Source organism: Streptomyces sp. RG80 (genome assembly GCF_040446465.1).
GTDB lineage: Bacteria > Actinomycetota > Actinomycetes > Streptomycetales > Streptomycetaceae > Streptomyces.
This window is the reverse complement of the sequence record NZ_JBEAAJ010000004.1, coordinates 530,053-550,662: the sequence shown is the minus strand read 5'-3', so window position 1 is coordinate 550,662 and position 20,610 is coordinate 530,053. Positions and strand designations below refer to the sequence as shown.

Annotated in this window: 24 protein-coding genes; 8 read left to right on the top strand and 16 right to left on the bottom strand. The window is 71.6% G+C overall.

Annotation, left to right across the window (positions count from 1 at the left end):
- Positions 1–30: 30 nt before the first annotated feature.
- Entirely contained in the window at positions 31–1,314 is a 1,284-nt protein-coding gene (locus ABKA17_RS16645) for an adenylosuccinate synthase (protein WP_353692820.1), read from the bottom strand.
- 210 nt (positions 1,315–1,524) lie between these two features.
- Here ABKA17_RS16645 and ABKA17_RS16640 point away from each other — a divergent pair, with 210 nt between their 5' ends.
- On the top strand, positions 1,525–2,391 hold the full coding sequence (locus ABKA17_RS16640; protein ID WP_353692819.1) for a diacylglycerol kinase: 867 nt from the start codon (positions 1,525–1,527) through the stop codon (positions 2,389–2,391).
- Positions 2,392–2,483: 92 nt separating this feature from the next.
- Here ABKA17_RS16640 and ABKA17_RS16635 read toward each other — a convergent pair whose 3' ends face one another.
- Positions 2,484–2,933 carry a hemerythrin domain-containing protein gene (locus ABKA17_RS16635; protein ID WP_353692818.1) on the bottom strand — a complete coding sequence of 150 codons (450 nt, stop codon included), beginning with the start codon at positions 2,931–2,933 and terminating at the stop codon, positions 2,484–2,486.
- A 112-nt stretch (positions 2,934–3,045) separates the two neighbouring features.
- Here ABKA17_RS16635 and ABKA17_RS16630 point away from each other — a divergent pair, with 112 nt between their 5' ends.
- The gene (locus ABKA17_RS16630) at positions 3,046–3,462 is read left to right on the top strand and encodes a DUF6086 family protein (RefSeq protein WP_353692817.1); all 417 of its coding nucleotides are present in this window, start codon (positions 3,046–3,048) and stop codon (positions 3,460–3,462) included.
- 124 nt (positions 3,463–3,586) lie between these two features.
- Here the strand turns inward: ABKA17_RS16630 and ABKA17_RS16625 are convergent, their stop codons facing one another.
- The gene (locus tag ABKA17_RS16625; protein ID WP_353692816.1) at positions 3,587–5,020 is read right to left on the bottom strand and encodes an MFS transporter; all 1,434 of its coding nucleotides are present in this window, start codon (positions 5,018–5,020) and stop codon (positions 3,587–3,589) included.
- 141 nt (positions 5,021–5,161) lie between these two features.
- On the opposite strand from ABKA17_RS16625, the gene ABKA17_RS16620 reads away from it, so the two are divergent.
- Positions 5,162–5,734, top strand: coding sequence for a helix-turn-helix domain-containing protein (locus ABKA17_RS16620; protein ID WP_353692815.1), 573 nt, complete (start codon positions 5,162–5,164; stop codon positions 5,732–5,734).
- Between the two features lie 115 nt (positions 5,735–5,849).
- Here ABKA17_RS16620 and ABKA17_RS16615 read toward each other — a convergent pair whose 3' ends face one another.
- Positions 5,850–6,341, bottom strand: coding sequence for a GbsR/MarR family transcriptional regulator (locus ABKA17_RS16615; RefSeq protein WP_353692814.1), 492 nt, complete (start codon positions 6,339–6,341; stop codon positions 5,850–5,852).
- 73 nt (positions 6,342–6,414) lie between these two features.
- Here ABKA17_RS16615 and ABKA17_RS16610 point away from each other — a divergent pair, with 73 nt between their 5' ends.
- The 3 genes from ABKA17_RS16610 to ABKA17_RS16600 are packed head-to-tail and all read left to right on the top strand — an operon-like array spanning position 6,415 to position 9,138.
- Entirely contained in the window at positions 6,415–7,311 is an 897-nt protein-coding gene (locus tag ABKA17_RS16610) for an ABC transporter ATP-binding protein (protein ID WP_353692813.1), read from the top strand.
- Positions 7,308–8,876 carry an ABC transporter permease gene (locus ABKA17_RS16605; protein ID WP_353692812.1) on the top strand — a complete coding sequence of 523 codons (1,569 nt, stop codon included), beginning with the start codon at positions 7,308–7,310 and terminating at the stop codon, positions 8,874–8,876. Before ABKA17_RS16610 ends, ABKA17_RS16605 begins: the two co-directional genes overlap by 4 nt.
- 46 nt (positions 8,877–8,922) lie before the next feature.
- Positions 8,923–9,138, top strand: a complete 216-nt coding sequence (locus tag ABKA17_RS16600) for a hypothetical protein (RefSeq protein WP_353692811.1) — start codon at positions 8,923–8,925, stop codon at positions 9,136–9,138.
- Between the two features lie 33 nt (positions 9,139–9,171).
- Here ABKA17_RS16600 and ABKA17_RS16595 read toward each other — a convergent pair whose 3' ends face one another.
- Positions 9,172–10,374 (bottom strand): cytochrome P450, encoded by a 1,203-nt coding sequence (locus ABKA17_RS16595; protein ID WP_353692810.1) that lies wholly within the window; start codon positions 10,372–10,374, stop codon positions 9,172–9,174.
- A gap of 188 nt (positions 10,375–10,562) precedes the next feature.
- On the opposite strand from ABKA17_RS16595, the gene ABKA17_RS16590 reads away from it, so the two are divergent.
- A complete protein-coding gene (locus ABKA17_RS16590) occupies positions 10,563–10,754 on the top strand; it encodes a hypothetical protein (RefSeq protein ID WP_353692809.1) in 192 nt (63 codons plus the stop codon).
- Between the two features lie 3 nt (positions 10,755–10,757).
- Here ABKA17_RS16590 and ABKA17_RS16585 read toward each other — a convergent pair whose 3' ends face one another.
- Genes ABKA17_RS16585 through ABKA17_RS16575 form a run of 3 tightly spaced genes read right to left on the bottom strand, consistent with a single transcriptional unit; the run spans position 10,758 to position 12,222 of the window.
- Positions 10,758–11,195 (bottom strand): VOC family protein, encoded by a 438-nt coding sequence (locus ABKA17_RS16585; RefSeq protein ID WP_353692808.1) that lies wholly within the window; start codon positions 11,193–11,195, stop codon positions 10,758–10,760.
- Entirely contained in the window at positions 11,174–11,371 is a 198-nt protein-coding gene (locus ABKA17_RS16580) for a DUF397 domain-containing protein (RefSeq protein ID WP_353692807.1), read from the bottom strand. The genes ABKA17_RS16585 and ABKA17_RS16580 overlap by 22 nt, the downstream gene beginning before the upstream one ends.
- A complete protein-coding gene (locus ABKA17_RS16575) occupies positions 11,371–12,222 on the bottom strand; it encodes a helix-turn-helix domain-containing protein (RefSeq protein WP_353693014.1) in 852 nt (283 codons plus the stop codon). Before ABKA17_RS16575 ends, ABKA17_RS16580 begins: the two co-directional genes overlap by 1 nt.
- A gap of 200 nt (positions 12,223–12,422) precedes the next feature.
- Here ABKA17_RS16575 and ABKA17_RS16570 point away from each other — a divergent pair, with 200 nt between their 5' ends.
- Positions 12,423–12,806: an ATP-binding protein gene (locus tag ABKA17_RS16570; RefSeq protein ID WP_353692806.1), complete on the top strand. Its 384-nt coding sequence runs from the start codon at positions 12,423–12,425 to the stop codon at positions 12,804–12,806.
- A 6-nt stretch (positions 12,807–12,812) separates the two neighbouring features.
- On the opposite strand, the gene ABKA17_RS16565 is transcribed toward ABKA17_RS16570, so the two are convergent.
- From ABKA17_RS16565 to ABKA17_RS16530, 8 genes are all read right to left on the bottom strand, one after another.
- Complete coding sequence (locus ABKA17_RS16565; RefSeq protein WP_353692805.1) at positions 12,813–13,217, bottom strand: hypothetical protein; 405 nt, start codon at positions 13,215–13,217, stop codon at positions 12,813–12,815.
- 166 nt (positions 13,218–13,383) lie between these two features.
- Positions 13,384–13,926, bottom strand: a complete 543-nt coding sequence (locus ABKA17_RS16560) for a hypothetical protein (protein ID WP_353692804.1) — start codon at positions 13,924–13,926, stop codon at positions 13,384–13,386.
- A gap of 232 nt (positions 13,927–14,158) precedes the next feature.
- Positions 14,159–14,824: a response regulator gene (locus ABKA17_RS16555; RefSeq protein WP_353692803.1), complete on the bottom strand. Its 666-nt coding sequence runs from the start codon at positions 14,822–14,824 to the stop codon at positions 14,159–14,161.
- Positions 14,821–16,161, bottom strand: coding sequence for a sensor histidine kinase (locus tag ABKA17_RS16550; RefSeq protein ID WP_353692802.1), 1,341 nt, complete (start codon positions 16,159–16,161; stop codon positions 14,821–14,823). The genes ABKA17_RS16555 and ABKA17_RS16550 overlap by 4 nt, the downstream gene beginning before the upstream one ends.
- 103 nt (positions 16,162–16,264) lie before the next feature.
- Positions 16,265–16,939 (bottom strand): response regulator, encoded by a 675-nt coding sequence (locus ABKA17_RS16545; RefSeq protein WP_353692801.1) that lies wholly within the window; start codon positions 16,937–16,939, stop codon positions 16,265–16,267.
- Complete coding sequence (locus tag ABKA17_RS16540; RefSeq protein ID WP_502994250.1) at positions 16,936–18,306, bottom strand: sensor histidine kinase; 1,371 nt, start codon at positions 18,304–18,306, stop codon at positions 16,936–16,938. Before ABKA17_RS16540 ends, ABKA17_RS16545 begins: the two co-directional genes overlap by 4 nt.
- Positions 18,299–19,549 (bottom strand): acyltransferase family protein, encoded by a 1,251-nt coding sequence (locus ABKA17_RS16535; protein WP_353692799.1) that lies wholly within the window; start codon positions 19,547–19,549, stop codon positions 18,299–18,301. The genes ABKA17_RS16540 and ABKA17_RS16535 overlap by 8 nt, the downstream gene beginning before the upstream one ends.
- The gene (locus ABKA17_RS16530) at positions 19,542–20,507 is read right to left on the bottom strand and encodes an alpha/beta hydrolase (RefSeq protein WP_353693013.1); all 966 of its coding nucleotides are present in this window, start codon (positions 20,505–20,507) and stop codon (positions 19,542–19,544) included. The genes ABKA17_RS16535 and ABKA17_RS16530 overlap by 8 nt, the downstream gene beginning before the upstream one ends.
- Positions 20,508–20,610 lie beyond the last annotated feature (103 nt).

Here is a 20,610-nt window from a genome sequence, read left to right as displayed (position 1 = left end):
AATCCTTGACCGGCCCATGTGGGGCGCGTCCTAGATGAACGAGTTGATCTCGATCGTCTCGTCGCGGCCCGGGCCCACGCCGATCGCGGAGATCGGGGCGCCGGACATCTCCTCGAGCGCCTTGACGTACGCCTGGGCGTTCTTGGGGAGGTCGGAGAAGGACTTGGCCTTGGTGATGTCCTCGGACCAGCCGGGGAGGGTCTCGTAGATCGGCTTCGCGTGGTGGAAGTCGGTCTGGGAGTACGGGAGCTCCTCGACGCGCTTGCCGTCGATCTCGTAGGCCACGCAGACCGGGATCTGCTCCCAGCCGGTGAGGACGTCGAGCTTGGTGAGGAAGAAGTCCGTCAGGCCGTTCACGCGGGTCGCGTAGCGGGCGATGACCGCGTCGAACCAGCCGCAGCGGCGGTCACGGCCGGTGGTGACGCCCCGCTCGCCGCCGATGCGGCGCAGCGCCTCGCCGTCCTCGTCGAAGAGCTCCGTCGGGAACGGGCCCGAGCCGACCCGGGTGGTGTACGCCTTCAGGATGCCGATGACCCGGCTGATCTTCGTCGGGCCGACACCGGCACCCGTGCAGGCGCCGCCCGCGGTCGGGTTCGAGGACGTGACGAAGGGGTACGTGCCGTGGTCGATGTCCAGGAGGGTGCCCTGGCCGCCCTCGAAGAGCACGACCTTGTCGTCCTCCAGGGCCTGGTTCAGGATCAGGACCGTGTCGGCGACGTACGGCTTCAGGCGGTCCGCGTAGGAGAGCAGCTCCTCGACGACCTGGCCGACCTCGATGGCACGGCGGTTGAAGACCTTGGTGAGGAGCTGGTTCTTGCCGTCGAGCGCCGCCTCGACCTTCTGGGTCAGGATCGACTCGTCGTACAGGTCCTGGATGCGGATGCCGACGCGGTTGATCTTGTCGGCGTACGTCGGACCGATGCCGCGCCCGGTCGTGCCGATCTTCCGCTTCCCGAGGAAGCGTTCCGTCACCTTGTCGACGGTCACGTTGTAAGGCGTGATGACGTGAGCGTTACCGCTGATCAGGAGCTTGGACGTGTCGACGCCACGCTCGTTCAGCCCGTTCAGCTCGGAGAACAGGACCGACGGGTCGATGACGACGCCGTTGCCGATGACGGGAGTGCATTCAGGTGTGAGGATTCCGGAAGGGAGGAGGTGCAGGGCGTACTTCTGATCGCCCACGACTACCGTGTGGCCGGCGTTGTTGCCGCCCTGGTAGCGCACCACATAGTCAACGGATCCGCCAAGCAGGTCCGTCGCCTTTCCCTTGCCTTCGTCACCCCACTGAGCACCGAGCAGCACAAGTGCGGGCACGCGCGTACACCCCTTCCGGGCGGGGCATGTCCAAGGTCAGGGGCGTACGCGACACGGCCTTGTGCCTCGTACCCCGGCGACCTGCTTCGGCCACCGTTCGGCCATAGTCGGCCGCGAACCGTCGGACCCGGATGCCCCGGAATAGACGAAGCCCCTGGCGCAATAGCGCAAGGGGCTCTTGCACAAAGATGCTACCCGAGGAAGCGAGGCATGACCGAGGTGGCGACTTCAGCGACTTCCGATCAGCTGCTGGTGGTCATCGATCCGGTTGCCCGCAGGACGGACGGGGAGTCCGTCCGCATCGCGAAAGACGTGCTCAGCGCGGGTGCGGCGGGGACGAAGGTGTGCCTGCCCGAGGACCCGGAGGAGTTCGCCCGGGTACTGGCCCGGCGCGGCTCGCGGCGGCCGGTGGTCGTCGGCGACGACCGGGCGCTGGTGCGCGCGGTGTCCCTGTTGCACCGGCGGCGGGAGCTGGCCGGATGTGTGCTGTCGGTCGTGCCGGTCGGCGGCGCGCTCACCGTCGCCCGGTCCCTGGGCCTGCCCACGGGCGCGGTGGCGGCGGCGCGCGCGGTCCTGGACGGCGCGGAGCGGCGGCTCGACCTGCTCGTGGACGACAGCGACGGGGTGGTGCTGGGCGCGCTGCGGATCCCCTCGGTGCCGGGTCCGCCGGACGGCGAGCCGCTGGAGACGGCCTCGGCGGCGGCACGGCCCTGGCTGCGCACCTGCCAGTCCCTCGTCCGCACCCTGGTACCGGCCCGCCCGGCCCGGGACACCCCGGTCCCCGTGCTCCGGCCCGCGCGGCTGCGGGTCGAGGTCGACGGGGTGACGCTGGTCGACCTCGACCAGCCCGTCGAGGCGGTGTCGGTGACCCCGGGCGACTCGGGCACGGCCGCGGTGGAGGTGCGCCCGCTGTCGGTGGGCGCGGAGGCCTCCCCCCTCCAGGCCCAAGGACGCACGGTGACCGTCTCGGGGACGGACTTCCGCTACCGGGCGGACTCCGGCGTGTGGGGGCCGGTACGGAGACGGACGTGGACGGTGTGGGAGGGTGCGCTGGGACTGACCTTGCCGGGACGGTGAAGGGCCCGCGGGACGCCCTCGCGCTGGTCGAGGGGTGCGCTGGGTCGAGGGCGACGCTGGTGGAGGGTGCCCCTGGTCGGCGGTGACCCCGGTCAGGGATGCGCCGCCCGCCACGCCGCCATCGCCCGGTCCCACTCCTCCCCCGACAGTGCCGTCAGCGAGGCCGGGAACAGGCCGTCCTCCTCTTTGGCGATGTGGCGGCGCAGTTCCCGGACCGCCTCGGTCAGCGTGCGGACGTCGGCCGGGTCGGTGAGGTCCAGCGAGGGCAGCAGCGCGGCGAGCTCGCGGTGCTCGGCGACGAGGGCGTCGATGTGGTCGGCGTACTCCGGGTCCGTCCGCATCACCGCGAACAGCCCGTCCTCCTCGCCCCGCCAGTGGCTGTCGAGCTCACGCGCCATGACCTCGACCAGCTCCCGGGCCCGCCCGTGCGCCCCGCGCTCCAGCGCCCGCAGGGCGTCGCCGGCGGCGTCGGTGACCCGCTCGTGCTCGGCGATGAACTCCTTGATCAGCGGGATCTCACGGCAACCGCAGTAGTGGCACATGGGGTTGTTGTAGGCGCCCCGGACCGCGGCGCGGCGCAGCGAAACGCGGGTGCGGCCCGTCGCCCGGTCCGGCTACGGTGCGGGTCCGTGACCAGGGCCGGGAGGGGCAGCGGTGAGCCAGTACTTCGACGTGGGTGACGAGACCCTGTGGAACCCCTCCAACGGCGCGGCCCGGCTGTTCCTGCGCCATGTGCGGCTGTACGAGGAGGAGCTGGGGGTGCCGTCGGGGTTCGGGCCGATGGAGAACGACGAGTGCGCGATCGACCCCGCCGCCTTCGAGACGTACGTGGACGCCCTGCTGGAGCTCCACGACCGCACCCGGCACGCGATCGTCGACGCGCTCTCGGAGGGCTTCGTCGCGACGGTGCTGGTGCTCGCCGAGCGGGCCGGCGTCGAGGTGCGGCGCCCTGCCCCGGCGGAGGGCCTGGAGGGGCTGACGGACGTGCAGGTACCGCTGCCCGACGCCCAGGACCGGGCGGTACGGCTGCGCGAACGCGCCGGTCTCCTCGAGCGCCGTATGCCCGTGTAGGTCACGCCGAGGCCCACGGGGTCCGCCGCCGGCGGGCCTCAGCCCGGCATACCGGTCGGCCTCAGGCCGGCACACCGCTCACCGCGCTCGGTCGAGGCGGCGTACGGCCGCCGGTCACCCCCGCTCACCTCTCCGGCCGGGTCTCGGGGCCCGCGGCGCCCTCCCTCGGCCGCGACACACGGGCGACGCCCAAGAGCAGGACGCCACAGGCGGCGACCAGGATCCAGCCCGGGCGGGAGGCGTGGGCGAGCTCCTTCGGGCCGGTGGCCGTGACCAGGGCGCCGGCGATGGCGATGCCTAGGGCGGCACCGAGTTGCCGAGCGGTGGAGGTGATGGCGCCGGCCACGCCGGCCCGGGCGGGCGGGAGTCCGTTGACCGCGGTGTTGGTGATCGGGGCGTTGGCGAACCCGAACCCGATGCCGATGAGCGCGTACGCGGCCAGCAGCAGGAGCACGCTCGTGTGCGGGGTGAGCCGGACCAGACAGAGCCCGCCGGCCGTGATGAACCCGCCGGCGAGGAGCAGCGGCAGCCGCGGTCCCGTGCGGCCGACCAGACGGCCGGACCAGGGGGCGCAGACGGTCGCTCCGACGGCCAGGGGCAGCGCCGCCACACCGGCGGCCAGCGGCGTCCAGCCCCGGGTGTGCTGGAGGTAGAGGGTGTTCAGCAGCAGGGTGACGTTCAGCGCGACGAAGGCCGCCACCGCGCCGACGACGGCACCGCTGAAGACCGGGCGGGTGAAGAGCCGCGGATCCATCAGCGGCTCGGGGCGGCGGGACTCGACCCGCACGAAGGCGGCTGTCGCCAGGGCGGCCGCCGCGTATCCCGCCAGCGCCGCGGGGGAGGTCCAGCCGATCCGCGGCCCCTCGATCAGGACGCCGACGACGACGGTGAGGACCAGGGTCAGCAGAAGCTGGCCGGGCAGGTCGAGCCGACGGGCCCGCGGCGCCCGGGACTCCGGCACGAACACCGCGCTGAGCAGCAGGGCGACCGCGATGACGGGGGTGTTGATCCAGAACAGGGCCCGCCAGTCGAGCCACGCGAGCACCGCGCCGCCGGTGACGGGTCCGGCGGCCATGCTCAGTCCGAACACCGAGGCCCAGATGCCGATCGCCCGCGCCCGTTCCTTCGGGTCGGGCATCGCGTTGACCACGATCGCGAGGGCCACGGGGCTGAGCATCGAGGCGCCGATGCCCTGAAGGGCGCGGGCCGCGATGAGGACGCCCGCGGACGGTGCGAGCGCGCAGAGCAGCGAGGCCACGCCGAACGCGGCCAGCCCGCACTGGAACACGCGGCGGCGTCCGAAGCGGTCCGCCAGTGCGCCGGAGGAGATCAGCAGAGCGGCCAGGACGAGGGTGTAGGCGTCCACGATCCATTCGAGGTGGCGGGTGTCGACGTCCAGGCCGCGTCCGATGGCCGGCAGACCGACGTTGACGATGGTGGTGTCCAGGCCGACCAGGAACATGCTCAGACAGCAGACGGCCAGTACGGTCCGGCGTCCGCGCGCACTCAGCGCGGGCGCCGCCACGGGTGGAGCGGCGGCGTGGGTCGTCGCGGTCACGGTCTACCTCCGAAGTCCGGGAACGGTGCGCGGCCAGGCTCGGCCCGGGCGAGTTCCGCGGCCCATCGTTTTTGCGGACACTGCAAGAATGGGCCCATGAGCGCAGGACCGACGAGCACAGGACCGACGAGCACAGGACCCGTGAGCACAGGACCGGGCGACCCGGAGCTGGACGAGATCCTCGACGGCATCGGGCACCGGCTGCGCCGCCTGCGCAAGGAGCGGGGGCTCACGCTGGAGGCGCTCGCGGCGACGACCGGCATCTCGGTCAGCACGCTGTCCCGGGTGGAGTCGGGCAAGCGGCGCCCGACGCTGGACCTGCTCATCCCGCTGGCCCGGGCACACCGTGTCGCTCTCGACCAGCTGGTGGCGGCCCCGGCCAGCGGCGACCCCCGGGTCCACCTGCGGCCCCTGCGCAGGCACGGGAGCGTCCTGGTGCCCCTGACGCAGTACCCGGGCCGCGTACAGGTCTTCAAGCAGGTACTGGCACCCCGGCAGCCGGAACTGGTCACTCACGAGGGCTACGAGTGGCTCTACGTCCTGGCCGGCCGGCTCCGTCTCGTCCTGGGGGCGCGGGACGTCACGCTGCTCCCCGGCGAGGTGGCCGAGTTCGACACCACCGAGCCCCACTGGTTCGGCCCTGCGGACTCGAACGCCGTGGAGATCCTGCATCTGTTCGGCCCGCGAGGGGACCAGGCCGTGGTCCGCACCTAGCGCCCCGAAAGGGCGCGGGGCTGTGTCACTTTGCGGCTGCAGCCGCGTGGGCGCGACCAGCCACGACGGCGCCGCAGACGGACAGCGACCCGCCCCCGCACTTCCAGCGAAGCGCTTACGCGCCGAACTCCCGCTCCCGGTGCGCCCGCCACCGTTCCATCATCGCGGCGACCTCGCCCTCGATGAACTCGAAGAAGGCGAGCGTCTCGGCCATACGACGGCCGGCCGGGGTGTTCTCCCCCAGGCTCGCGACGCCTTCGCGCAGGGCGCCCTCCCAGCGCTTGATGAGGGCCTCGCGGTTGGTGAGCGCCTCGTACCACTGGTCGCCGTGCACCCGGTAGCGCTCCCGGCGGGAACCGGGCTCCCGCTCCCGCGACACCATGTGCGTCTGGGCGAGGTAGCGCACCGCGCCGGACACCGCGGCCGGGCTGATCCGCAGCTGTTCGCCCAGCTCGACGGAGGTCATCGTGCCGTCGTCCGAGGAGAGGAGCGCGGCGAAGACCCGGGCGGGCATGCGCTGCATCCCGGCCTCGACGAGCTGCGCCGCGAACGACTCGACGAACTTCGAGACGGCCTCCGCGTCCCGCCCGCCAGGTGTTTCCGTCATGGCGTCATCCTATCCGGGCTTCATACGCTTCCTTAACTTCACAAATTTCTGAAAGAAGCGTACGTTCGGAAGCATGACGAAGGCAATCAGCGTCGCCGGCCTCCACAAGGCCTTCGGCAGGACGCACGCGCTCGACGGACTGGACCTGGAGGTCGAGACCGGCGAGGTGCACGGCTTCCTCGGCCCGAACGGCGCCGGGAAGTCCACCACCATCCGTGTCCTGCTCGGCCTGCTGCGCGCCGACTCCGGCGCCGCGCAGGTGCTCGGCCGCGACCCGTGGGCGGACGCGGTCGAGGTGCACCGCAGGATCGCGTACGTCCCCGGCGACGTCACGCTGTGGCGCAACCTGTCCGGCGGCGAGGTCATCGACCTCTACGGCAGGCTCCGGGGCGGCCTCGACGCGGCCCGCCGCGCCGATCTGATCGATCGCTTCGAGCTGGACCCCACCAAGAAGGGCCGCACGTACTCGAAGGGCAACCGCCAGAAGGTCGCGCTGGTCGCCGCGTTCGCCTCGGACGTCGACCTGCTGATCCTGGACGAGCCGACCTCGGGCCTGGACCCGCTGATGGAGGAGGTCTTCCAGCGGTGCGTGGAGGAGGAGCGCGACCGGGGCCGTACGGTCCTGCTCTCCTCGCACATCCTCAGCGAGGTCGAGGAGCTCTGCGACCGGGTCAGCATCATCCGGCGCGGGCGCACCGTGGAGACGGGGTCCCTGGCCGACCTGCGCCACCTCACCCGCACCAGCGTGACCGCCGAACTCGCGGGCCCGCCCAACGGGTTGGCCAGGCTGCCGGGCGTCCACGACCTCGACGTCCAGGGGCACCGCGTCCGGCTCCAGGTCGACACCGACCGGCTGGACGGCGTACTGCGCTCGCTGAGCGAGTCGGGCGTGCGGTCGCTGACGTCGACGCCGCCGACGCTGGAGGAGCTGTTCCTGCGGCACTACCAGGACGAGGCGGCGACCCGATGAGCACCCTCACGGGTACGGGCGTACTGCTCCGCTTCTCCCTGCGCCGCGACCGGCTGACGACCCCGCTGTGGGTCGGCGTGAACACGCTGATGGTGCTGTCGATGCCGAGCAGCCTCAAGTCGCTGTACGGCACCCCCGGGGAACGCGCCGACCTCATCCACCAGGTGTCCACCAACGCCTCCTTCCGCGCCCTGATCGGCCCGGTCTTCGACACCTCGCTGGGCGCGCTGACGGCCTGGCGGGTCGGCGTCTACGCGGGGTTGCTGGCGGCGGTGACGAGCCTGCTGATCGTCGTACGGCACACCCGGGACGAGGAGGAGAGCGGCCGTCAGGAGCTGGTGGCGTCCGGCATGGTGGGCCGCCGGGCCTCGCTGACGGCGGCGCTGCTCGCGGCCGGGGTCGCCAACGCCGTACTGGCACTGCTGGTGACGGCGGGCCTGGCCGGACAGGGCATCACGGGCGCGCTGGCCCTCGGTCTCGGCCTCGCGGCCGTGGGCATGGTCTTCGCGACGATGGCGGCGATCGTCGCGCAGCTGACCGAGAGCGCGCGGCTGGCGCGCGGCCTGACGGCGGGTGTCCTGGGCGCGGCCTTCGTGCTCCGGGCGGCCGGCGACGCGGCGACGGACGACGGCTCCTCGGCCCTGACCTGGCTGTCCCCGCTGGGCTGGCTGTCGCAGTTGCGCCCCTTCGCCGGCGAACGCTGGTGGGTACTGCTGCTGTTCGCGGCCGCGGTGGCCCTCCAGGCCCTCGTGGCCTACGAGTTGGCGGGCCGCCGGGACGTCGGCATGAGCTTCTTCCCCACCCGCCCGGGCCCCGCCACCGGCCGCCTGCGCACGGCGGGCGCCCTGGCCTGGCGGCTCCAGCGGGGCAGCGTGTACGGCTGGAGCCTGGCCTTCTTCGCCGTGGGAGTGGTCTACGGCGGGCTGACGGACGGCGTCAGCGACCTCGTCGGCGACAACGCGGGCGCCCGGGAGATCTTCGAGCGGATGGGCGGCCACAGCGGCCTCACCGACGCCTTCCTCGCCTCGATGATCGGCATGATGGGCCTGATCGCCGCCCTGTACGTGGTCGGTTCGGTGCTGCGGCTGCACGGCGAGGAGACCTCGGGCCGCGCGGAACCGGTGCTGGCGAACGCGGTCGGCCGACTGCGCTGGGCCTCAGGCCATCTGGCGGTGGCCTTCGGCGGCTCCGCCCTCATCATGCTCCTGACCGGCCTCGGCTTCGTCGTCGGCTACGGCGAACAGGCCGGGCCCATCATCGGCGCGGCCCTGGTCCAGCTCCCGGCGGTGTGGGTGGTCGGCGGCCTGGCGGTCGCCCTGTACGGGCTGCTGCCGCGCGCCGCGATGGCCGCCTGGGGAGTCGCCGGGGTGGTGCTGCTGATCGGCTGGGTCGGTCCGGCGCTGGACGCCCCGCAGGCGGTGCTGGACGTGTCGCCGTTCGGGCATCTGCCGAAGTTGCCGGGCGGGGAGATGAGTTGGGGTCCGGTGCTGGTGCTGACCGGTGTCGCCGTGGCGCTGGTGGCCGCCGGACTGGCGGGGCTGCGGCGACGGGACATGACGACCTGACCGACGGGCGGAACCCCTGGGCGGCCCGCGTGCGTCCGTCCCGGACATGGGACAACGTGCACAGGCCACCGCGGGGTGTCTGACCGCCGCCGTCGGCGCCGGGGTCGGGCTGGCGGTGTGGTCCGTCGACGTCCGCGAACGCTTCCGGCCCTTCGAACAGGCCCCCGACTGGAGCGTGCTCTACGCGGAACTGCCGCTGATGGTCCTGGCCGGCGTCGCGGCCGCGCTCGGGGCGTGGGCGCTGCTGCGACGCAGACCGTGACGCTCAGACCATGACGCCTCAGACCGTGACGCCTCAGACCGTGACGCTGAGCCCCTCCAGACCCCGGATCACGAAGTTCGGCTTGCGCTCCGGTTCCTTGGCGAGGGTCAGGGTGGGGGCGCGGTCGAGGAGGGCCGTCATGGATGCCGCCAGCTCGATACGGGCCAGCGGGGCGCCGATGCAGTAGTGGATACCGGCGCTGAAGGAGATGTGCGGGTTCTCCTTGCGGGTGAGGTCGAGCCGCTCGGGGTTCTGGAAGACCTCGGGGTCGTGGTTGGCGGAGCCGAAGAGCATGGCGATCTCGGCGCCGCGCGGGACGGTGGTCCCGTCGATCTCGATGTCGTCCAGCACCCAGCGTTCGAAGAGCTGGAGCGGGGTGTCGTAGCGCATGAGCTCCTCGATCGCGGACGGCACGAGACCGTGGTCCGCGCGGAGGGCGGCGAGCTGCTCGGGGTTGCGGAACAGGGCGTACCAGCCGTTGACGGTGGCGTTGACGGTCGCCTCGTGACCCGCGTTGAGCAGCAGGACACAGGTGGAGATCATCTCCTGCTCGGTGAGCCGGTCGCCTTCGTCGTGGGCGGCGATGAGCCCGGAGATGAGGTCGTCACCGGGCCGCGCGCGCCGCACGGCGATCAGCTCGCGCAGATACTCGGAGAACTCGACGGACGCCCGCACGGCCTTGGCCGCCACGTCCTCCGACGGCTTGAGCTCGTACATCCCACAGATGTCCGCGGACCAGGGCCGCAGCGGAGCCCGGTCCGCCTCCGGGATGCCCAGCATCTCGGCGATGACGGCGACGGGAAGCGGCTCGGCGACATCGGTCAGCAGATCACCCCCGCCCTGCTGGACCAGCCGCTCCACGAGCTCTCCGGCCAGCCGGTCCACGTACGGCTTGAGCCGCTCGACCGTCCGGGGCGTGAACGCCTTCGACACCAGCCGCCGGATCCTGGTGTGGTCCGGCGGCTCCAGGTCGAGCATCCCGTGGTCGTTGAGCGTGTGGAACGGCTCGTGCTCGGCGGGCGGCGCGGTCCGCCCGAAGTCCTCGTGACTGAACCGATGCTGATACGTCCGCCCCAGCCGCCGCTCCCGCAACAGCGCCGATACGTCGGCATGCCGCGGCACGAGCCACTGGCTGGTGGCCTCGAAGTACTGCACGCGGCCCTTGGCGCGCAGCTCGGCGTAGGCGGGGTAGGGGTCGGCGAGAAACGCCGGGTCCCAGGGGTCGAAGGCTGCCATGGACGGACGCTAGCCCGGCGGTACCCCTTCTGACCAGGGGTGTCTTGTGGCAGTGTGGATCCCTTCGACTGAAGATCCACAGGGTGGGGGCAGTTGTGGCAGTGGGGAGGGCCGCCCGCCGGGCGGAACGCCTGGCAAGGTTCCAAGAGGAGTTCGGAAAGGACGCGGCTCCCCGCGCACTCGATCTGATGGAGCTGCTCGAGTACGCCTGGCACGACTGCTACAGGGACGTCACACCGGATGACCAGGTGATCGAGGATCTCCTGGTCTGCTCCCAGGGCGACCTGACGAAAATGATCCGGTACTGCCTGTTGGCCGTCGAGGACTGGCGGGATCTGCGGGTGATGGCCAACGGGATCCGAGCCGGCGGGCAGTCCTGAGTCCTAGGCCTGCCCGAAGTCCGGCAGGGTGACCGTGCCGTCGTCGGCGAGGGGGAAGTCGGGGTTGTGGGCGATTTCCCAGGCGTGGCCGTCGGGGTCGGTGAAGGCGCTGGAGTAGAAGCCGATGTCGTTGACGGCGGCGGGCTTGGTGACGGTGCCGCCGGCGGCCTCGGCCGTGGCGAGGAGTTCGTCGACCTCGGCCTCGGAGCGGACGTTGTGCGCGAGCGCGATCCCGCCGAACCCCGCCGGGGGCGGGCCGGGCTCGATACCGCAGTCCGCCGCGAGCTTCTCCCGGCCCCACAGGACCAGTCCGAGCCCGCCGGCCTGGAAGAAGACGGTCTCCTGGACCTCCTGCCCCTGCCAGCCGAGGGCTTCGTAGAAGGCCTTGGACCGGGCGAGGTCGGAGACGCCGAGAGTGATCAGGGTGACTCGCTGTTCCATGAGGGGCGGCCCTTCAGGTGGGTGATGAGGGCGGTGAAGGCGGGGGCGGGGAAGGAGAGGGTGGCGCGGAGGGGGGCCTTGGAGTCGCGGACGGCTATGTGGGTGGGGTGCGTCGCTATCTCGACACAGGTGTTGCCATCCCCACCGTCGGAGTAGGTGGACTTCCGCCAGTTCATCAGAGGTCCTTGGTCAATCGATGGATGAAGTCCCGCGACGCCACCGGATCCAGTGACGCCTTCTCCACCCTACGAAGCAACGTGCGAAGGTGCTCCAGCTGAGGCTCGGCATCGATGAACGCGGTGCCGGTGGGCGAATCACGCAGTCCTGTGTCCAACTTGGGCACCGGACCCCCGAGGTACATCATCGAGGCTCCGGTACCGCCGAAACCGTCCTGGTCGATGGGGATGACGCGCACACTCGCGTGACCCTCTTCGATCTTCCCGAGGATGAACCGGAGTTGCGACAAGGAAGCCTGGCGGTCGGCCACCCGGACCCGCAGAGCGAACTCGTGGACGACGGTCTCGTACGGTGTCGGGGCATCTCCCTCGATGGCAACGCGCCGTTGCATCCGATGCTCCACACGAGGCGCCACCTCACTCTCGGGCAGTTCGGGGCGCATGTAGCCGAAAACCGCCCGCGCATAGTCGGGCGTCTGCAAGAGCCCCGGCACGTGCGTGATCACGACCTCGCGGATGAACGTGGCATGGTGCTCCACCTCGGCCATGTCCATGAACACCGGTGGCAGGACGCCCCGGTAGGCCTCCCACCATCCCTGTGTGCGGTCGGTGGCCAACGCGACGAGCGCTTCGATCAGCGCCCCGTCCATACAGCCGTAGTTGGCGGCGAGACGCCGAACTCGCTCAGCGCTCACGCCCGCGACGGCGGACTCGATCTGACTCATCTGAACCGAGTCGACCCCGAGCAGCGCCGCGGCCTCCCGCGCCTTCATGCCCGTGGCCTCTCGCAGTTTGCGCAGTTCAGCGCCCAGACGAACCCTGCGGGCCGTTAGCTGCCTCTTCGGCGGCACCGGCGCCTCCCACCCCAACTCGCCTTCGAACGTACCTCGTTCGGGGGTCGAGAATACGGCAACGGCTTGCGGCATCCTATTTTTAGGAAGTACTGTCAGTGACGCAACGCACACGCTGCGGAAGTGCACCGCTCCGCCCTGCCACCCCGGACGCGGCACCGCCACCGCGCGACCCCCCACCCCCGAACGGAGTTCCCCGCATGCCCGAAACAACCGACGACTCCTGGGAGTACTCCCTCTACATCCCCAACGACCCCCGCGCCGTCCCCATCTGCCGCCGTACCCTCCGCCTCATCCTCACCATGCACGGCCTGATCACCCTCACCGACACCGCGGAGCTCCTCGCCACGGAGCTGGTCTCCAACGCCGTACTGCACACCGACGGCCCCGCCGCGCTACGTGTGCGCTACGGGGCCGGCGTGCTGCGGATCGGGGCCTGGGACGCGGACCCCGAACCGCCGGACATCACGGGCGGCCGGGGCCTCGCACTCGTCAGCACCTCCGCCACCCTCTGGGGCTGGCAGCCGCTGTCCAGATTCGGCAACCGCGGCAAGTACGTGTGGTGCGAACTGGCGACAGCCTGAGGGCCGTCAGCAGCCGGAGGCGGTGTCGATGCGTATGCCGGTCACGATGGAGCTGGGCTGGAAGTGATACGTGCTGTTCGGGGCCAGGCAGTAGTAGTACGTCACGCCGTCGTTGATGTAGCGCAGGTAGGCCCGGTCGTCGTTGCGGGTGTTGCGGACGTAGTTGGCGCCCCGGCTGTTCGATCCGAGGGTCTGGTAGGAGCTGGTGACGTCCTGGTACGCGGCCGTGGGATCGCCGTCGCTCCAGTCGCTGTCGGTCAGATAGAAGCAGACGCGGGGCCAGCCACAGCCGTTGTAGTCGTCGGCCGAGGCGGTGGGCGCCGCGGCCAGTACGCCGGCGGCGAGAGCGGCGGCCGCTGTCGCCACGACGGCCGTTCGCCCGGTGGCCCTGGTCCTCACTCGTGCACGCACAAGGAATCAACTCCCCGTTGTCCCGGTGGGTACGTGCCCGACCGGGCACACCTGACGGTCTCCCGAACACCGGCGGCACGGGTACCTGTAACAGTTCAGGTTCCGGCGGCCGCCCCCGTGGGGAACGGCCGCCTGCGGTCTCCGCGACCGAGCCGATCAGTGCAGGTCAGACGACCGGTGACGCGCTGAACTGGTAGTTGCGGTCGCCGTGGCCGTCGTTCTTCCAGTTGAGGTGGAGTTCGCCGTCGCCCAGGCCCTTGCCGGCGCCGATCTTGTAGCTGAGGGTGGGCGTGGTGTACGAGCCGTTGTAGTTGCCGGTGGAGTCGCTGTTCTCCAGCTTGGCCTCGATGCCGCCGTAGTTCGCGGACTTCTTGACCGGGTCGGTGCCCGACTGGGACTTCTTGATCTGGACCTTGAAGTAGGCGTCCTCGAACTTCGTGGTGTCGTCGACGCTCGAGTAGACCGGCCCGTCCCAGCTGGTCTTGGCGTAGCTGTAGACGGTGGAGCCGGAGCGCTTCGCGCACACCTTGACCGTGAAGTCCCAGTTGTCGGCCCACGGGCCCGAGTACGACGGGTCGTCGATCGACTTGGAACTGCTGGTGCACTTGTAGGTGGCGGCGGCCGCCGGGCCGGCCGTCGCGACGGCGGTGCCACCGGCGAGCGCGGCGACGACGAACGCGGTGGAGGCGGAGCGCGTGAACTTGCGCATGCTGTGTCCTTCGCTGAGCAGGAGATCTGGGACTGCGGCAGGGGTTGTGGTGGGGGGTGCCTTCGAGGACAGGCAGGACAACCGCTGGCGAACAACCGTTCGCTTCCCTTGCGGCAATCCTGATCCAACTGGGCCCCACCAACAGCCCGCCAACAGATCACGGGCCCTGACACACCGCTCGCCAACCTCCCCGGATCCCCCACTTCTCCCGCACGCGAGCGCCCCCGGTCCCCTACCCCGGCGTCACCAACCGCGCCTCGTACGCGAACACCGCCGCCTGCGTCCGATCCCTGAGGCCCAGCTTCACCAGGACCCTGCTGACGTGGGTCTTGATGGTCGACTCCGCGACCACCAGCCGCTCGGCGATCTCCGCGTTCGACAGCCCCTGCGCGATCAGGACCAGCACCTCCGTCTCCCGCTCGGTCAGTTCGCCGTACGCCGCGTGCGCGGAGGCCATCAGGCGCGGGGAGTCGGAGAGCTTCGAGAACTCGGTGATCAGTCGCTTGGTGACCGAGGGCGCCAGCAGGGCCTCCCCGGACGCCACCACCCGTACTCCCTCGGCGAGTTGCCGGGCCGAGGCGTCCTTGAGGAGGAAGCCCGAGGCGCCCGCGCGCAGCGCCTGGTAGACGTACTCGTCCAGGTCGAACGTCGTCAGCACCAGCACCTTCGCCGTACCGTCCGCCGCGACGATCTCCCTCGTCGCCTCGATGCCGTTCAGCTCGGGCATCCGGATGTCCATCAGCACGATGTCCGGGGCGAGTTCACGGACCCGCTCCACCGCCTCGCGACCGTTGACCGCCTCACCGACGACCTCGATGTCCGGCATCGCGTTCAGCAGCACGGAGAAGCCCTCGCGCACCATCATCTGGTCGTCCGCGATCAGCACGCGGATGGTCATGACCCGTCCTCCGCGGTCGTGGTGACCGGAAGGAACACCGCCACCTCGTAACCCCCTTCGTCCGTCGGGCCCGCCGTCATCTCGCCGTTCAGCATCGACACCCGCTCCCGCATCCCCGTGATGCCGTGGCCGGCGCCGGGCGAGGGCTTGATGAGCGACGAGGCCGGCGGCGGGCCGTTGACTATGCGCAGGCCGAGACCGCCGAGCACGTACCCGATCTCGACGCGGGCGCTCGCGCCGGGCGCGTGCCGCAGGGTGTTGCTCAGCGCCTCCTGCACGATCCGGTACGCCGACAGCTCCACTCCCGGCGGCAGCTCGCGCACCGCGCCGGTCACCACCTTCTCGACGGCCGGCCCCGTGTCCCGCACGTTCGCCAGCAACGCGTCCAGGTCGGCCAGGGTGGGCTGCGGGGCGTCCGGGGCTTCGTAGTCCTCGGCGCGGACCACGCCCAGCACCCGGCGCAGTTCGGTGAGGGCCGCCACCGCGTTCTCCCGGATCGTCACGAAGGCACGCTCCAGCTCCGGCGGCGGGTTCTCCACCCGGTAGGGGGCGGCCTCGGCCTGGATCGCCACGACCGACATGTGGTGGGCGACCACGTCGTGCAGCTCGCGGGCGATGGTGGTGCGCTCCTCCAGCAGGGTGCGCCGGGAGCGCTCCTGCGCGGTCACCGTCTGCTGGGCGGTCACCTCCTGCTGAGCCTCCCTGCGCGTGTGCCAGATGGCGACGACGAGCAGGACCAGGGCGGAGAAGACCAGCAACGGGGCGGTGTCGTCGGCGTAGTAGTAACTCGGACCGAGGATCACGTCCGCCACGAAGCCGTACGCCGCGGTGACGGCCCACATGTACGCGGCCGTGCGCGGCCTGGTGCGTATGGCCACGACCGTCAGCACCGTCAGATGGCAGGCGAAGCTGGCGGGCAGCCAGGGGTAGCCGTCGTAGTAGCTGCCGAAGAGCTGGCTGATCGGGGTGGCCGCCATGGACAGCCAGAACGCTCCGACCGGCCGGAGCATGGTCAACAGGATCGGGAGCACGGCGAGCGGACCGAGCAGGACGGCCGCGTCGCCGGAGTCGACCGTGGCCATGAGCAGCGTGAACAGGGCCGCCCCGGTGATCACCGCGTGCGGTGTCCAGGCCGTGTACTCCCGCAGACGGCCGGGCAGCCGCCGGGTCAGCGGGCCGTCGACCCGCATCCGGGGCAGCGGACGGTAGGCGAAGGCGTCGTGGAACAGATCCTGCCGCAGCCCGTGCAGGGCGTTCGCGGCCAGCCGGTACTCCGGGCTGCGCGGCTTGGTCCCGCTCCCCGGCGAGGGCGTCTGCATGTGGGTCGTCTCGGTCACATACAGAACGGTAGGCGGAGCACCGTGTCCCGGTCGTCCCCTGCGAGAGGGGTCCTTCGGCGTCCCCCTCAGGTACTACGGGTACCCCGGGCGGAAGCCCACGTCAGTACCCGGACGGCCGCACCAGCCCCGACTCGTACGCGAACACCGCCGCCTGGGTCCGGTCCCTGAGGCCCAGCTTCACCAGGATCCGCCCCACATGCGTCTTCACGGTCTGTTCCGCCACCACCAGCCGCTCCGCGATCTCCGCGTTCGACAGTCCCGCCGCGATCAGCGCGAGCACCTCGGTCTCGCGCTCGGTCAGATCGCCGACGCGTTCCTTCAGCCGGCCCCGGGGACGGTCGCCGAGCCGGGAGAACTCGGTGATCAGGCGCCTGGTGATACCGGGCGCGAGCAGCGCGTCACCGGCCGCCACCACCCGCACCGCCTCGGCCAGCTGGTCCGCGGAGGCGTCCTTCAGCAGGAAGCCCGAGGCGCCCGCGCGCAGCGCCTCGTACACGTACTCGTCGAGGTCGAAGGTAGTCAGCACGAGCACCCGGATCTCCGGGGTCGCCTCGGTGATCCGCCGGGTCGCCTCGATACCGCCGAGCTCGGGCATCCGGATGTCCATCAGCACGACGTCCGGGGCGAGCTCGGCGACCTGCGCCACCGCGTCCAGGCCGTCGACCGCCTGCCCGACCACGTCGATGTCGGGCTGGGTGTTGAGCAGCACGGTGAAGCCCTGCCGGACCATCTGCTGGTCGTCCGCGATGAGGACACGGATGGGGCTGCTCGTCATACGGTGCCGTCCTTGAGGTCGCCGGCCGGGTCGGAGGCTTCGGTGCCCGGGCGGGCCGGGAGGAACGCGAACACCTTGTAGCCGCCGTCCGGAAGAGGATGTGCGGTCATCGAACCATTGAGCATCCCGACCCGTTCCCGCATGCCGAGCAGCCCGTGCCCGGCGCCGGGCGAGGTCGGTGCGGACCCCGTCGGACGCGAGTTGACGACGTCCACGATCAACCCGAAGGCCGTGTGCCGGAGTTCGACATGGGCGACCGCGCCCGGCGCGTGCCGCAGGACGTTGCTCAACGCCTCCTGCACTATCCGGTAGGCCGACAGCTCCAGGCCCGGCGGCAGGGGACGCGGCTCGCCCCGCACGTCGACCTCGACCCTGAGACCGGCCGCCCGGGTGTTCTCCACCAGCGCCTCGATCCGGTCGAGGGTGGGCTGCGGGGTGTGGGGGGCGGTGCCCGTGCCGGGCTCCACGGGGTCCGGGGCGTCCGGGTGCTCGGAGCGCAGGACTCCCAGCACCCGGCGGAGCTCGGTCAGCGCCTCCAGCGCGTTCTGCCGGATCCCGGCGAGGTTCTCCTTGAGCTCCTCGGGCGGGTTCTCCACCAGGTGCGGGGCGACCTGGGCCTGGATGGAGATCACCGACATGTGGTGCGCGACCACGTCGTGCAGCTCGCGGGCGATCCGGCTGCGCTCCTCCAGCAGGGTGCGCCGGGCGCGCTCCTCGGCGGTGAGGCTGGTCTGCTCGATGAGCTCCCGACGGGCCTCGCGGCGGCCGCGCAGAGCGGTGCCGAGGAGCACGACGACGGTGAACAGGATGACCGCGAGCAGCCCGGTGGGCGAGTAGTCGGCCGCGCCCACCAGCCCCTGGACGACGTACGTGAGGAGCAGGTTCAGGGCCAGCGCCTCGACGGACACCCGGGTGCGCACCCGCAGGGCGAGCAGGAGGAGGACGGTCATGTGCCCGATGAGCCCGGCCGACGTCCACGGCCAGGTGAAGTCGGGCGCCCCACCGGCCAGCAGCTGACGGCGTACCTCGAAGGCACCCACCAGCATGGCCACGGTCGAGAGCCACCACGCCGGGACGGGCCGCCACATCGCGAACACCACGGCGGCTCCCTGGGCGAGCCCGATCACGAAGGCCAGTTGGAGGCCCACCCCGCCGTTGTCCACGAGCTGCCCCACAGCACCGAACGTGACCCCGACGGCGACCATGCACAGCACCCCGTGCGGCAGCCATCGCAGCCACATCGACGCCGGCAGCGGATCCGGGCGGGCGGTCCACAGGTCGTCGCGCAGCACCCGCAGCCAGCGCAGCACCCGGCCCATGACCTGGTGCTGGATCCCCGTTCCCATCACGCGACCCACCCTAGACATGGCCCACCTCGACCGTCGTCTCCCTTTCGGACAGACGGTGCGCCCGGACCACCCGTGAGCCGCGCACCGCCCTCGCGGCCCCGCCCCGGCGGCCGCCCTGCTCGTAGGAGCGGAACGCGATCCAGCAGACGGCGAGCACCAGCACGAACACCGGGAGCCAGCCGAGGCGGGCCGCGACCCAGTCCAGGCCGTCCGGAACGGTGTGCAGCCCGGGCAGCCGGCCGGCGAGGAGGCCGGTGGCCGTGGTCGCCATCAGGGCCGTCTGGTGCCAGAGGAAAATCGTCATCGCGGAGAGGTTCACCAGGGCGACCGCCGCCCAGACCAGGGGACGGCACATGACGACGCGCAGCCGGTCGCGCAGCAGCAGGGCGAGTCCGCACTGGGCCAGACCGAAGGTGACGGCGGCCAGGGTCGGCGGGTTCAGGTTGGACACCGAGGCGCCGGGCACGCCGACCATCGACGCGGGATAGCCGGCCCAGGCGACCAGAACCGCGGTCATCACGGCGCCACCGGTGAGCAGGATCCAGCCGGAGCGCCGGCGGTCCAGCTCACCCCGGGTCCAGGCCGCGCCGAGGGTGTACGGCACGAGCCAGCCGGCCGCGAGGTTGACCCAGCCGAGCCAGGACGGGCCACCGAGACCGAAACGGATCAGGTCGACGTGGAGGACGACGGCCAGCGGCCACAGCGGGCTCAGCCGGGTCAGCAACGGGGTCGCCACCGTCAGCGCGGCGAACACGAGGAGGAACCAGAGCGGTGACAGGGCCAGCTTCACCAGGGCGTGCACCGTCGCCTGGTCCGCGCCCGTGAGCAGCAGTCCGGCGGCGATCACCGTCCACAGGGTGAGGACGGCGGCGACCGGCCGGAACAGCCGGGACAACCGGGCGGTCAGCCACCGGCCGTAGGAGGTGCCCCGCGCCCGCGCCGAGGCGTAGCTCTTGGTCGCCACATGGCCGCCGACCAGGAAGAACACCGCGAGGGTCTGGAAGGCCCAGGAGATCGGGGCGAGCCACGGCATGTGCTGGAGCGGGCTCGCGGTGTGCAGGGACCGGCCGTCCGAGACCAGTGCGGTCACCAGCCAGTGGCCGAGGACGACACCGAGGATCGCGAAGGCGCGCAGGGCGTCGACGGCCCGGTCCCGGCCCGCGGGCGTGGCCGCGTCGACCTGGGCGGCACCCTGCCGTAGGGCCTCCCGGACCTGCCGTCGTATGCCCTCTTTCGTCGAGCGCGAGGTCGTGTCACGCACGGGACACCTCCGAGGTCTCTCCCAGGACGATCCGGGCCAGGTTGGTCAGCGAGACCGAGCCCGGGGTGAAGTACTCGCTGTGGCCGCCGTCGCCCGCGGCGAACACCTGGGCGCCGAAGGCCGGGGACACGGGGTCGGTGCCGAAGCCGACCGTGAAGCCGAACAGATCGGCCCTGACGTGCGGGACCTCCCCGACCCAGTCGTCCGTGCCGCGCGCCGCCCACACCCGGGCGCGGGTGTGCAGGCCCGCGACATCGTCGGCGCCGGTGCCGGGGCTGCCGAGGAGGACCAGGTCGGTCGCGTCCAGGCCGTCGGCGGCCCGGGCACAGACGACCGAGCCGTAGGAGTGGCACAGGAGGGAGACGGTGGCTCCCTGGCCGGCTATGCCGTGCAGTTGCCTTATGAACTCGCGCAGGTGGGGGGCGGCCTGGTCGGCTCGGCCGGTCGTGGTGACGGTCGTGCTGATGGTGGCCGGGGTTTCGTAGCCGAGCCAGGCGATGACCGCCGTACGGGAGTTGACGCGGGCCAGCTGCTGGTGGAGGGCGGACGCGGCCCGCTGGAAGCGGCCGTAGGTGTCGAGGGAGGTGTCGGAGCCGGGGACGAGGACGGCGATGTGGTCGGCGTGGGCGAGGTCGCCGAAGACCTCCGTGGCCCGGCCGGTGCCTCGGCCGTCGAAGTGCAGGAAGTGCCGGGCGGGGGCGGCCATGGCCCGGTCCGCGGCGGCCCGTTCATGGTCTCCGTGCGCCGCGGCCATACGGGACGCCTCGGCGGCGTTGGCACGGTTGGCCGCATAGGCCTCGTCCAGGGTGGTCGCCGTCAGGGGCGGGAGAGCGGCCGGCGCCGGGGCCGGGATCTCGGGGTGCGCCGCGGCGGAGAGCGGGAGGACGACGGCACCGGTGATGAGCGCGGCGAGGCCGGCACGGCGCCAACGGTGGGTGCGGCGACGCCGGGACGGCACGGGCCGCGACGACGAGCCCTGCGGCTCGACGGTAGACGAGCCGTCCGGCTCGACCGCCGACAAGCTCTCCGGCTCAGCCGCCGACAGATTCCGCCGCCCCTGG

Excerpts from the sequence above, each read along its gene's own strand:
- ABKA17_RS16640 (WP_353692819.1), top strand. The coding sequence starts at position 1,525 with ATGACCGAGGTGGCGACTTCAGCGACTTCCGATCAGCTGCTGGTGGTC.
- ABKA17_RS16635 (WP_353692818.1), bottom strand. The coding sequence starts at position 2,933 with ATGTGCCACTACTGCGGTTGCCGTGAGATCCCGCTGATCAAGGAGTTC.
- ABKA17_RS16615 (WP_353692814.1), bottom strand. The coding sequence starts at position 6,341 with ATGACGGAAACACCTGGCGGGCGGGACGCGGAGGCCGTCTCGAAGTTC.
- ABKA17_RS16610 (WP_353692813.1), top strand. The coding sequence starts at position 6,415 with ATGACGAAGGCAATCAGCGTCGCCGGCCTCCACAAGGCCTTCGGCAGG.
- ABKA17_RS16605 (WP_353692812.1), top strand. The coding sequence starts at position 7,308 with ATGAGCACCCTCACGGGTACGGGCGTACTGCTCCGCTTCTCCCTGCGC.
- ABKA17_RS16600 (WP_353692811.1), top strand. The coding sequence starts at position 8,923 with ATGGGACAACGTGCACAGGCCACCGCGGGGTGTCTGACCGCCGCCGTC.
- ABKA17_RS16595 (WP_353692810.1), bottom strand. The coding sequence starts at position 10,374 with ATGGCAGCCTTCGACCCCTGGGACCCGGCGTTTCTCGCCGACCCCTAC.
- ABKA17_RS16590 (WP_353692809.1), top strand. The coding sequence starts at position 10,563 with ATGGAGCTGCTCGAGTACGCCTGGCACGACTGCTACAGGGACGTCACA.
- ABKA17_RS16585 (WP_353692808.1), bottom strand. The coding sequence starts at position 11,195 with ATGGAACAGCGAGTCACCCTGATCACTCTCGGCGTCTCCGACCTCGCC.
- ABKA17_RS16580 (WP_353692807.1), bottom strand. The coding sequence starts at position 11,371 with ATGAACTGGCGGAAGTCCACCTACTCCGACGGTGGGGATGGCAACACC.
- ABKA17_RS16570 (WP_353692806.1), top strand. The coding sequence starts at position 12,423 with ATGCCCGAAACAACCGACGACTCCTGGGAGTACTCCCTCTACATCCCC.
- ABKA17_RS16560 (WP_353692804.1), bottom strand. The coding sequence starts at position 13,926 with ATGCGCAAGTTCACGCGCTCCGCCTCCACCGCGTTCGTCGTCGCCGCG.
- ABKA17_RS16555 (WP_353692803.1), bottom strand. The coding sequence starts at position 14,824 with ATGACCATCCGCGTGCTGATCGCGGACGACCAGATGATGGTGCGCGAG.
- ABKA17_RS16545 (WP_353692801.1), bottom strand. The coding sequence starts at position 16,939 with ATGACGAGCAGCCCCATCCGTGTCCTCATCGCGGACGACCAGCAGATG.
- ABKA17_RS16540 (WP_502994250.1), bottom strand. The coding sequence starts at position 18,306 with ATGTCTAGGGTGGGTCGCGTGATGGGAACGGGGATCCAGCACCAGGTC.